The organism is Luteibacter anthropi, assembly GCF_023699965.1.
Lineage (GTDB): Bacteria > Pseudomonadota > Gammaproteobacteria > Xanthomonadales > Rhodanobacteraceae > Luteibacter > Luteibacter anthropi.
The window spans coordinates 2216895-2228578 of sequence record NZ_CP077072.1 but is presented as its reverse complement, the minus strand read 5'-3'; the positions used below and the strand labels follow the sequence as shown (position 1 = coordinate 2228578).

Genomic DNA, 11684 nt, shown 5'->3' with positions numbered 1-11684 from the left:
GACCCTCAGGCCTTGTCGAGGCGCACGCGCGCGCCGTCCACGAGCAGCATCTGGCCTTCGGTGACCACGCGTTCGCCGCCTTGCAGGCCCTTGTCGATCACGACCCGGTTGCCCGAGGCGGCACCCGTGGTAACGGTGCGCTGCTCCACCGTGTTGTCCGGCTTTACCACGAAGACGAAACTGCCCGAGGTGGAGCTCTGCAAAGCCACGACGGGAACGCTTACGACATCGGCAAGTCGCGTGGTCGGCAAGGTGACTTCGGCGAACTGGCCCGGCGTGAGGCGACCATCCGCGTTGACGAAGCGACCCTTGAGGACGATGGTGCCGGTGGTGGTATCCACGGCGTTGTCGATGAATTCCAGCTCGCCCTGCAAGGGACCGCTGGTGTCGCCCGGTACGTGCGCTTCCACCGGAAGCGTGCCGCGTCGCGCACTTGCGCGTACGGCGGACAGGCCATCCTCGGGAATGGCGAAGGCCACGCGGATGGGGTCCACTTCGTTGAGCACGACGATATCGGTGGTGTCCGCGCTCAGCGTCGCGCCGGGATAGGCCAGCGGCGCACCCGTGATGCCATCGAACGGCGCGGCAATGGTGGTGAAGTCGAGCTGCACCTGCGCGGCACGCACGGCGGCGCGATCGCTTTCGAGATTGGCTCGCGCCACGCCGAGATTGGCCTTGTAGAGATCGTAGTCGGCACGACTGACGAAACCCTTGCCGAGCATGTTCTGGTAGCGCTCCAGGTCGGCCTCGGCCTTTACGAGCGACGCCTCGTCACGGGCGACATTGCCCTTGGCGGCATCGAGGGCAGCCTTCAGCGGACGCGGGTCCACCTGCGCGAGCAGGTCGCCCTTCTTCACATGACTGCCCGGCGTAAACGCCAGACGCTCAAGCTGGCCGTTCACGCGCGAGCGCACGTTCACGGTGGAATAGGCCTCGGCACGGCCGATGACCTTCAGCGAGAGATCGATTTCCCCGCGTGTGGCGAGATCCGTGGTGACCGGCACGCCGGCCTGCGCCTGTGCTGTCTTGCCCTTGGTCTGCACGTCCTTGCTTCCGGCGTCGTGGCGCCAGATACCCGCCGCCACGGCGGCCACGGCCACGAGGCCTACGACGAGGACGAGTTTCTTCCCTGGGGATCGCTGCATGAGTGCTCCGGCCGACTCCACCTGGATCGGTCGCCGCGCGGGGACGCGGACATGTTTTTGGGTCGGACAACCTTATAGCGAACGGTTGCCCGGCGATTCGGTTGACCCGGGGCCTCAGCCTTCCTCGGCCGGACCGTCGAGACCCTGCAGATTCTCCTTCATGCGGTTGAGAACCGCGAGTGTCGTCTGCAGGTCTTCCATCGCAATACCTTCCACGGCGTCCTTGCGGAGGCCTTTGGCGATGTCTTCCATGTCGTCGATGATGCCCCGGGCCTGCTCGGTGTCGTGCAGGCGCCAGGCGCGGCGATCCTTCGGATCGGCGCGACGTTCGACGAAGCCGGCCGCCTGGAGGCGGTCGATGACGCGGCCCACCGCGATGGGCTCCATTTCCAGCCGCTCGGCCAGTTCGTTCTGGCGCATGCCCGGCGTGCGGTGCAATGCCTTGAGCGCCCGCCACTGGGCACGGGTCAGGCCGAACTTCACCGCCCGCCGGTCAAAATGCTTGCGGAAAAGCAGGGTGACGTCGTTGATCAGGTAGGCGAACGAGATATCTTCAACTTTGAGCTGGTCGACCATAAACCTTCATAAGGACGGCGCGGCGGGAAACCCCATCCTAGCGGTTTGACACGCGGTCGTCACAGTAAAAAACACCCATGAACATCCACTTGCTCGAAACGGACATCACAACCCTGAACGTCGGTGCCGTCGTGAATGCGGCCAACGAAACCCTGCTGGGCGGAGGTGGGGTCGACGGTGCCATCCACAGGGCGGCGGGAAGCGCGCTTCTGGCGGCCTGCCGGGCTTTGCCGGAGGTTTCGCCGGGCGTGCGCTGCCCGACCGGCGAGGCCCGTATCACCGGCGGTTTCGGGCTTCCTGCCGGCCATGTGATCCACACCGTGGGCCCTGTCTGGCATGGCGGATCGAGCGGTGAGGCGGAATTACTGGCCGCCTGTTATCGGAATAGTCTCAAACTCGCCCATGAGCACGGTATCCAGAGCATCGCCTTTCCCGCCATCAGTACGGGGGTGTATGGATATCCGCTGGAAGCCGCCACGGCCATCGCCGTGAAAGCCGTCCAGACGGCCGAATGGCAACCGGCCGAGGTGACCTTCTGTACGTTCGGCGCGGCGGCCACCGACGCCTATCGCGCCGCGCTGGGCCAGCCTGCTCAGCGCGGATAAAGCGGCGGCAAAAGGTCATCCGGACCAGCACCTGCCGGCGGCGCCCAGTCGAAGCCACCGGTGAACGCGACGCGGAGGGGCTCCTCCTGCCAGGTGCCACCGGCGAACCGGGTCTTCTGCAAGGCGGCGATCGCCTCTCGCTGCGGCCCCGGACGCAAAGCGGCCGACAGAGCGCCGACCGACCGGATTCCCGGCCGCACCGTGCGCGCCCAGGCCAGCAACGCCTGCTCCACGATGGCCGGATCCCCCGATAGCGTCGCCTTCAGGAAGGCCTGTTTCGCCGGGCCTTCGCGCACAGGCTCCTGACCGGACGCTGCTGGGCCACCCTTTGCCGGACGGGCCCGGCGTGCACGCCAGATCCACGCAACGAGGGTCAGCAGCCACAGTGCCAGCACGCCGAAGAACGCCCATCGCCACCAGGGCGGTGACGTGGCCGGAGCCGGCGTCGTTACGGGACTCGCGACAGGCGATACATCGCTGGATGGTTGCGGCAGCACGCTTTTCGGCGAGGTTGCCTGCGAACCCGTAGCCGCCACGATCTGGAGATCGCGCGCTGGCAGCGTCGCCACTTCCGGCTTATCGGTGACGACATTCCACCAGTGCAGCGTGGTCTCGGGAATGTGCAGCGTGCCGGGGCGTGTCGGCACCACGGCGAAACTCTGCTGCCGACGCCCGGTCACCCATGCACCACTGCTGCTGCCACCGGTAACCGGTTTGTCCGGATAGACGTCCGCACCATCGAGCTTCGGCAGGGACAACGCAGGCAACGCTTCGAACGGCATGCCAGTGGCATCCAGGCGCATGGTGAGCGTCACCGGCTGCCCCACCGTGCCCTTGCCATCGGCCGGCATGCCGTCGATCGACAGTGTGAGCGCACGTGCGGGAATCCATGCACCGTCCGCTGCTGCCGACGGCCGCGTCTTCACTTCGACGCGCACCTTGTCGGCAACGGCATTCACCGGATCGCCGGCCCCGAAGAAGGAGCCCGCGTCGTTCGGGTCCACCGCCGTTCCCTGGAACGTGGGCGGCTGGATCTCCAGCGTGCCCGCATGCTGGGGAAAGATCGCGTAATGGCGTTCCACTACGTTGAAGCGGCGTCCGCCGCGCATCGTCTGGTAGTTGGCGTCCTGGCCGACACGGCGTATTTCCGCGCCCTCGGCGGCCGGGTCGCCCAGCTGGCCATCGGCCAGGTTCACGGCGAAATAGAGGCGCAACGTGTAATCGATCTGCTGCCCGACATAGGCCTGTGCAGGATCAGCCTTGCCTTCAAGCGCAATGGGGCGATCAGCCGCGGCCGGGCCGCCCTGATCGGACGCCTGTACGTCCAGTCCGAGCGGCTGCGTCTTGCGTGAGCCTACCTGCAACGCCGGCACCGTGAGGTGGCCTTCGTGGCGGGGACGCAGGGCGATGCCGAGGATGTTGTGTGCCTCGCGCTGTCCGTTGACGATGCTGAGCGAGTGGTTGGTCGATGTACCCAGCACGATGAAGTCGCCCATCAACGGCGACAGGTCCGGCGTGCCGGCATCGTCTTCGCCCATCTCGATGTTGAGCGTCACTGTCTCGCCCATGCCCACCTTGCTGCGGTCGAGCGATGCCGTCGGCCCGGCGGACTGCGCCAGGGCGAGCATCGGCCACAAGGCCAGCAAGGGGAGGTATCGCATACCACGCATCGTCATTCCTCCGGCTCCGCAACGCCCTGCCGACGCTGGTACTCGAGCATGAATTTCCGTCGCAACAGGCCACCCGGATCATCGGGCACGCGCATCAGCGCGCGCCGCACGTCGGCGGGAAGCTTCGACGAACCATCGTCCTGGGACAGCGTGCCAAGGTCGTGTTCCCTGTCGCCGCCGTCCTTTCCGTCCTTGCCTTGCTGGCCCGCGAGTGCCTTGTCCATCTGGTTTTTCAGGGCGGACTGCGCCTGCTCGGCCTGCGCGCGTTCGGCGGCGGACTTCTGCGCGGGGTCGCCTTGCGGCGCCTCTCCCTTGCCCTGATCCTTGCCACGATCGCTGCCCTCGCCTTCGCCGGCCTTGTCCTGGGAGCCCTGCTGGCCGGCCTTGTCTTCGCCGCCCTTGTCACCCGATGGCTGGCCGCCCTGCGAACCCTGGTCGCCCTTCTGCGAATCCTGGCCCTGGTTCTGGTTCTCGCCCTTGTCCTTGGGATTCTGCTGGCCCTGGCCGCCGCCACCGCCCTTCTTGTCGTTCTTCGTATTCTTGTCGTCCCTGGGCTCCTGCTGCTTCATGAAGTCTTCCACGGACTTCTTGTTGGCCGCCGCATCGGCATTCGCAGGGTTGGCCTTCAGCGCGCGGTCGTAGGCAGCCACGGCATCTTCGTAACGCTGCTGTTTCGCCAGCGCATTGCCCAGGTTGTATTGCGAGTCGCTATCCGTGCCGTGGGTGAGCGCAGCCTCAGCCGCTGCATAGTCTCCTGCGCGATAGGCTGCCGCACCACGCAGGCCCGGATTGTCGGCCAGGGCCTGCGCGCGTTTCGCATCGCCTGAGGCCAGCGCATTCTGTGCCTGCTGGTCGCGCGTGCGGAACAGGTCGGTGAGTCCATCCGCGCGCGCCGGAGACAGCGGCAGGATGGCGAGCGCCAGCAGGAGCAACCAGCCACGACGAAATGCCAGGGCCACCAGCGGCAATAAGGGGATGAGCAGCCAGGGACCGCGATCCTGCCATTGCCCGGACGTAGCGCCGTCGACAGCCTTGCCGTCATCGTCGCCGTGCAGCATCGTCGCCAGCGTGGCGACATCCGAGCCGTCGGCCGATACGGGCACATAACGACCGCCACCGGCAGCGGCCAGGGCTGATAGCGATGCATCGTCGCGCTGCGCCATCACCACGGCACCCTGCGCATCCTTGAGGAAGCCACCGTCGTCACTGGCGATGGGACCGCCACGCGTGGTGCCGATACCCAGCACGGACACCCGGTTGCCTGCGCTGCGTGCCCGGCGCGCGGCGGCATGGGCCGCATCATTCGCATGATCGGTCACCAGCACGATGGAACCACCGCGGATGTCGGCACGATGGATCAGGGCGGCCGCCATGTCGATGGCCTTGGCCGGATCGTCACCGCCAACCGGCAGTGTGTCGGGCGCCAGTGCAGACAGCAGGTCGTCGACGCTATGCGCATCGGTGGTCAGCGGCGCCACCATGAACGGCTCACCGGTATAGGCCACCAGCGCGTTCATGCCATCGCGGTTGGCGGTATAGAGCTCGCGCACCTTGTAGCGTGCGCGACTGAGACGGTCGGGCACGATGTCATGCGAAAGCATGTGTTGCGACATCGAGACCACCACGACCTGCGCGGCATGCTCGGCGAACAGTTGCTGCGTCTGCCGGTTCCAGGTGGGGCCGGCCAGGGCCAGCACGGCCAGTATCGCCGCCGAAACGAAGGCCGCGACCGGGCCACGCGAAGAACCCGGCTTGCCGTCGAGCAGATAAGGCAACAGCGCCGGATCGGCCAGCTTCGTCAGCACATGGGTGCCTCCGGAGCGCCGCGACACCAGCCAGCCAAGAACGGGTACCAGCACCAGCAGCCACAGCCAGCGCGGCTCGATGAAATGGAACGCACCGAAGAACGCACTCATGCCGTGGTCCTCCGGCCGAGATATCGCGGCACCGCGGCGAGGGCCAGCAGCAGCAACGAAGCCAGAAGAGGCCAGCGGAACAACTCATAACGCGGGCGCAGCGATGCGCCTTGTTGCGGCACGGGTTCCAGCGAGTCGATCTCGCGATAGGCCTGCGCAAGCTGGTTGGTGTCGGTCGCACGGAAGAAGCGCCCGCCGGTTTCATTGGCGATATCGGTGAGCATGCTGACGTCGAGGTCCGCCGACGGATTCACCACGCGGGAGCCAAAGAAATCCGGCACGCGCATCGCCGTGGCACCGATGCCAATCGTGTAGATGCGCACGCCGGCCGCTTTCGCTGCACGTGCCGCTTCACGCGGTGCGATCGAACCGGCGTTGTTCACGCCATCGGTCAGCAGCACGACGACGCGCGCCTGCTCGGGCATGTCGGCCAGACGCTTCACCGCCACCGCAAGCGCATCGCCGATGGCGGTCTCGCGTCCGGGAAGGCCAACGACAGCCTCGTGCAATTGTGCACGCACCGCGTCGAGGTCGTAGGTGAGTGGTGTGACCAGATATGCCTGTGTACCAAAGAGGATGAGGCCCAGTTCGTCGCCGACGCGGCGATCAATAAAGTCGCCGGCGATGGCTTCCACGGCGGCAAACCGGGTGACCGTGCGACCAGCCAGCTCCATGTCGTCCAGCGACATGCTGCCCGACAGGTCGACCGCCAGCATCGTGGCGCGGCCGCTGCGATGCTGCGGCTCGGGTGGGCCCAGTCGCTGCGGCCGCGCCGCCGCGACGACGAGACAGATCCAGGCGAGCACCAGTAGAACCGTCGCCGCGAAGGGGGCCCGACCGAGCGGGCCCTGCGACAGGGCGAGACCAGGATGCGGAAGATTGAGCGCCTGCGCGGGTTTCACCGGTCGCAACACATGCCTCAGCAACCACGGCAGCGGCAGCGCCGCGAACAACCACGGCCAAGCGAATTCAGGCAGGGACATGCGAGGCCCTCCCCTGCGAGCGTGGCTGGCGACGCAGCGCGGTACGTATCCATGCTTCGACATCGCGGGATGTGGCTTGCACATCGAGAGCGACGTTGGGTCGATACATGGCCGTATCCAACGCAGCCAGCCGATCTGTCGGGACCTTCGGACCATAAAGTGCCAGCACGCCACGCCATGCATCACCGGAAAGCGTGACGCTGCGGGAATCGCGCGTGCGTGCCACGCGGCGAAGCAGCTGGCTGGCCGCGGTGGCGAAGGCAGCGGTATCGCCGTCGCGCGCATGCTGATCGCGCGCACCATGCAGCTCCGCGAGCACGTTGTCGACCTGCCGCCGCCATGCGCGACGACGGCGCAACAACAGCGCCACGGCGATCACGACGATGACCAGCAGCGCGGCGAGCACCCACCAGCCCGGCGCCAGCGGCCACCATGCGGGGACGTGGGGAACGTGGATATCCCTGAGTTCAGGAGCCTTCGGCGGCATCACATGGCCCTCGTGGTGCCGAGCAACGCAACCACGGCATCGAGCGGATCGGCCGTGGTATCGAGCGTGCGATGACGAAGGCCGAGCGACGAGGCCAGCGTATCGATGCGATGGCGTCCTTCGCCCAGCGAGCGGAGGAAGTCGGCACGCTGCCGGTCGCCGTAAAGCGCAACATCGAAATGTGCGCCGCGATGAGCGAAGGGGTAGCGTCCTGCCGGCGGCTCGGCCATCTCCAGCGGATCGGCCACGACCAGCACGGATACCTCCGCCTTGCCCACCAGCCCCAGCATGCGGCCGCGCGAAGCGTCGTCGATGCAGAAGCCGTCCGTGACCACAAGCACGCGCGAAGCGCCATGCATCAGCCGCCCGGCGCGTTGCAGTGCCGCCGAAAGCGATTCGTCGTCGCCCTGGGGCAACGCATCCCACGCGGCGATGGCACCGGCCACGGCCAGCGCGCCGCGCGACCCACCTTGCGGCCGGATCAGCTGCCGCTGTCCGCCGAAAGCCAGTACGCCGACGCGATCACCGCCACGAATGGCGTACCACGCTGCCATGGCCGCGGCACGCGCCGCCTGCACGGACTTGAAGCGCGTGCGGGTACCGAAACGCATGCTCGTGTTCATGTCGAGCATCACGAGCAGGCGGCCTTCGCGTTCTTCCTGGAACAACTTGGTATGCGCCACGCCGCTGCGTGCCGTGAGGCGCCAGTCCATGCGGCGTACATCGTCGCCAGCCTGGTAGACACGCGATTCGGCGTAATCCATGCCACGTCCGTGAAGACGACCGGGACGCTGGCCGCTTCGTGGCGCACGGGAAACGACGGGCGGCGCAGGTGCGCGGGCCACGCGCGAGCGCAGGGCGATCAGTTCGGGCAGCGAAACGCGTACGCGCCCGTCGGCGGCGGGGACGGCGGCGTTCACGGCAGCGGCACGAGGTCCAGCAGGCGATCCACGATGGTATCGACACGCACCCCCTCGGCTTCCGCCTCGTAGCTCGGCAGCACGCGGTGGCGGAGCACGTCGTGGGCCACGGCGTGGATGTCTTCGGGCAGTACGTAGTCGCGCCCGGCCAGCCATGCATGCGCACGCGAGCAGCGGTCCAGCGCGATGCTGGCGCGCGGGCTGGCGCCCCAGGCGATCCAGCGGGCGAGTTCGGGACCGTACTTGCCGGCTTCGCGCGAGGCCACCACGAGCTGGGTGATATAGCGCTCCAGCGGCTCGGCCATGTGCACGGCCAGTACCGCACCGCGCGCGGCGAAGACATCGCCGGGTCGCAACAGGTGCGCCACGGGCGTCACCGGATGCATCGCCTCGCGGGCCTGGTTGCGGGCCAGGCGCAGGATCGCCAGCTCGGCATCGGCATCGGGATAGCCGATGGTCACATGCATCAGGAAGCGGTCGAGCTGCGCCTCGGGAAGCGCGAAGGTGCCTTCCTGCTCGATCGGGTTCTGGGTAGCCATCACCATGAACAGCTCGGGCAGCGGCCAGGTGCGGCGGCCGATGGTGATCTGCCGCTCGGCCATGGCCTCCAGCAGGGCGGACTGCACCTTGGCCGGCGCGCGGTTGATCTCATCGGCGAGCACGATGTTGTGGAACAGCGGCCCGCGCTCGAATTCGAAGGTGCCGGTCTGCGGACGGAAGATGTCGGTGCCGGTGAGGTCGGCCGGCAGCAGGTCGGGCGTGAACTGGATACGGTGGAAATCGGCTTCCACGCGGGTCGCCAGCGCCTTGATCGCCGTGGTCTTGGCCAGGCCGGGAGCGCCTTCGACCAGCAGGTGGCCGTCGGCCAACAGGGCGACCAGCAGGCACTCGACCAGGTGCGGCTGGCCGATGATGCCGCGGGACAGCTCCTCGCGCAGGCGGACAAACGCCTCTTGTAGCGGCGTGGCGGCGGTCGGCGTGTCGGACATCGGCGGATCTCTACAACGGGCGGAGGACCGATGAGACCACAGCGAGCCCGAGAAGTTTAGGGCCGAAGGTTGGGGACCGGGCGAAAGAGCGTTGCCGCCCCCTCGCCCGCCCGCTCGGCGCGGTTTACTGCAACGTATCGCTCAGGATGCGTGGCGTGACGAAGATCAGCAGCTCGGCCTTGTCGTTCTGCCGGCTGGTACGGCGGAACAGCACGCCCAGACCCGGGATGTCACCGAGACCTGGCACCTTGGAGATGGTGTTCGACTTGGTGATCTCGTAGATGCCGCCGAGGACGACCGTCTGCCCGTTGTCGACCAGCACCGAGGTATTGATCTCACGCGTGTCGATCTGCGGCACCGAGCCGCCTCCCGGGCTGTCCACCAGGCGAGCCAGGGCATCCTTCTTGACGTTGATCTTGAGATAGACGCGGCTGTCGGCGGTGATCGTCGGCGTCACACGCAATTCGAGTACGGCATCCTTGAACTGCACGGTAGCGTTCTGTGCGCCACCGCCCGAGCTGGAGGCCTGGTAGGTCACGTAGCCGATCTGGGTACCCTGCTTGATCACGGCTTCCTGCTGGTTGGCCGTGATCACGCGCGGACTGGAGATCACCTCGCCACGGCCTTCGGTTTGTGCTGCCGAAAGTTCAAGGTCCACCAGGTAATTGGAGCCGAGAATGGCAAGGCCGATGCTACCTGCCGGATTCGATACGGGCAGGTTCACGTTGTAGCCGCCAGGCAACGTATAAGGGCTGCGCGTGGGAATGGTGGTAGTCGGATTCGCCGCCTGCTGAGCGAGCGCGTTCGCGTAATTCACATCGCTGTTGCGCACGCTGGTCACGAGGTCTGCGGTACCCGTGCCATTGGTACCGGAAGACAGATCCGGCGATGTACCCACGATCTGGTTGCGGTTGTTGTGATTGAACGCCTGTACGCCCCAGCGCACACCCAGGGCACGAGTGAACGTGTCGGTGGCAGCCACGATGCGGGACTCGATCAGCACCTGCTGGACCGGTCGATCCAGTGTTCCCACGAGCTCCCGCAGGTCGCGGATCTTGTCCGGCGTATCGTTGATAAGCAGGGTGTTCGTACGATCGTCAAACGATACGCTTCCCCGAGGCGACAGGAATCCATGTGCCTGGTTGCCTGTCTGGCCACCACCACTGGTGGACTGCATGCTTCCCTGGGTCAGCAGCTTGGCGATGTCCTGCGCCTTGCCGTAGCTGATGGGGATGTAATCCGAAATGAGCTCCGCGCTGTCTTCGGCCTTCTGCCGCGCGTCGGCAAGGCTCTGTTCGTAGTTCGCCAGCTCGGCCTGCGGAGCGATCCAGATCACGTTGCCGCTACGGCGCTTGTCCAGGCCCTTTGCGCGCAGGATCACATCGAGCGCCTGGTCCCAGGGCGTGTTCACCAGTCGCAGGGTTACGCTGCCGGCCACGCTGTCGGATGCCACCAGGTTCAGCTTCGCCTCGTCGGCGATCAACTGGAGTGCAGAGCGAACGGGGATGTCCTGAAAATTGAAGGTGAGACGCGAACCGGCATAGACGGTTTCCTGTCCGGCCTTCGCATTCTTTGCCGAGGGCTGGGCGGCCTTCTTCGGTGCCACCTCGACCACGTAGTCGTTGCCACTCTGGTAGGACGAAACTTCAACCTCGCCCTTGGTGGCGATGTCCATATGAGCACCGCCCGCTGCGGCCTTCGATTCGATCGACTGGACGGGGGTGGCGAAATCGAGCACGTCCAGGCGCTGCGCCAGTTTGGGCGGCAGGCTGGAACCGGGCATGCTCACGAGCACGTGATCGCCCTGGCGGCGCATTTCCGGTGTGGTGGCACTGTTGCCCAGGGTGATGAGCACACGGCCTTCGCCGTTCTGGCCGCGACGGAAGTCGATGTTCGACAGCGGCACGCCGGCACTCGAGGGCAGCGCCTTGGTCGGGTCGGACACGATGGCCGTGGTCGTCGTGGCACCGGTGGGGCCATTGTTGACGGTGACGATCAGGTTGTTGCCATCGACGCGCGTCTTGTAGGCCGAGTCACGGAATAACTCCACGGTGACACGCGTGCGCCCCCCTGCCGACACGATGGATACGCCCGACGTCGCGCCCTTGGCGATATCCAGGTGACGGGAGCTGAACGTATTGGTGGTATCGGCGAGGTCGATCGCGATGCGCGGTGGGTTGCTGGTCGTGAACACCTTCGGATCAGGCGCCTTCTCGCTGAACGCGAGCGTCAGCTCCACGCGGCCGCCCGGCTGCGCGTCATAACTGATGTTGCGCAGGGCGTTGGCGGCAACCGCCTGGCCGGCGAATCCTGCCGATGCGGCGAGTGCCGCACCCAGAATCCAGCGACGCGCGCGTCCCGGCAGGAGGTGGAAAGTGGTGGTCATGTGCGTC

The 11684-nt window shown here is 66.5% G+C and carries 10 protein-coding genes; 1 reads left to right on the top strand and 9 read right to left on the bottom strand.

The window, feature by feature from the left end:
* Positions 1-5: 5 nt before the first annotated feature.
* Positions 6-1145 (bottom strand): efflux RND transporter periplasmic adaptor subunit, encoded by a 1140-nt coding sequence (locus KR767_RS09870; protein ID WP_250878991.1) that lies wholly within the window; start codon positions 1143-1145, stop codon positions 6-8.
* A 114-nt stretch (positions 1146-1259) separates the two neighbouring features.
* Entirely contained in the window at positions 1260-1721 is a 462-nt protein-coding gene (locus tag KR767_RS09865) for a MarR family winged helix-turn-helix transcriptional regulator (RefSeq protein ID WP_166950819.1), read from the bottom strand.
* Between the two features lie 77 nt (positions 1722-1798).
* On the opposite strand from KR767_RS09865, the gene KR767_RS09860 reads away from it, so the two are divergent.
* Entirely contained in the window at positions 1799-2326 is a 528-nt protein-coding gene (locus KR767_RS09860) for an O-acetyl-ADP-ribose deacetylase (protein ID WP_250878990.1), read from the top strand.
* On the opposite strand, the gene KR767_RS09855 is transcribed toward KR767_RS09860, so the two are convergent.
* From KR767_RS09855 to KR767_RS09825, 7 genes are all read right to left on the bottom strand, one after another.
* Complete coding sequence (locus KR767_RS09855) at positions 2314-3996, bottom strand: BatD family protein (protein WP_250878989.1); 1683 nt, start codon at positions 3994-3996, stop codon at positions 2314-2316. The genes KR767_RS09860 and KR767_RS09855 overlap by 13 nt on opposite strands.
* A 2-nt stretch (positions 3997-3998) precedes the next feature.
* Positions 3999-5912: a VWA domain-containing protein gene (locus KR767_RS09850; RefSeq protein WP_250878988.1), complete on the bottom strand. Its 1914-nt coding sequence runs from the start codon at positions 5910-5912 to the stop codon at positions 3999-4001.
* Positions 5909-6889 carry a VWA domain-containing protein gene (locus KR767_RS09845; RefSeq protein WP_250879145.1) on the bottom strand — a complete coding sequence of 327 codons (981 nt, stop codon included), beginning with the start codon at positions 6887-6889 and terminating at the stop codon, positions 5909-5911. Before KR767_RS09845 ends, KR767_RS09850 begins: the two co-directional genes overlap by 4 nt.
* Complete coding sequence (locus tag KR767_RS09840) at positions 6882-7382, bottom strand: DUF4381 domain-containing protein (RefSeq protein ID WP_250878987.1); 501 nt, start codon at positions 7380-7382, stop codon at positions 6882-6884. Before KR767_RS09840 ends, KR767_RS09845 begins: the two co-directional genes overlap by 8 nt.
* Positions 7382-8302 carry a DUF58 domain-containing protein gene (locus tag KR767_RS09835; protein ID WP_250878986.1) on the bottom strand — a complete coding sequence of 307 codons (921 nt, stop codon included), beginning with the start codon at positions 8300-8302 and terminating at the stop codon, positions 7382-7384. The genes KR767_RS09840 and KR767_RS09835 overlap by 1 nt, the downstream gene beginning before the upstream one ends.
* Positions 8299-9291, bottom strand: a complete 993-nt coding sequence (locus tag KR767_RS09830; RefSeq protein WP_250878985.1) for an AAA family ATPase — start codon at positions 9289-9291, stop codon at positions 8299-8301. Before KR767_RS09830 ends, KR767_RS09835 begins: the two co-directional genes overlap by 4 nt.
* Positions 9292-9415: 124 nt before the next feature.
* Positions 9416-11677 carry a type IV pilus secretin PilQ gene (locus KR767_RS09825; RefSeq protein WP_250878984.1) on the bottom strand — a complete coding sequence of 754 codons (2262 nt, stop codon included), beginning with the start codon at positions 11675-11677 and terminating at the stop codon, positions 9416-9418.
* Positions 11678-11684 lie beyond the last annotated feature (7 nt).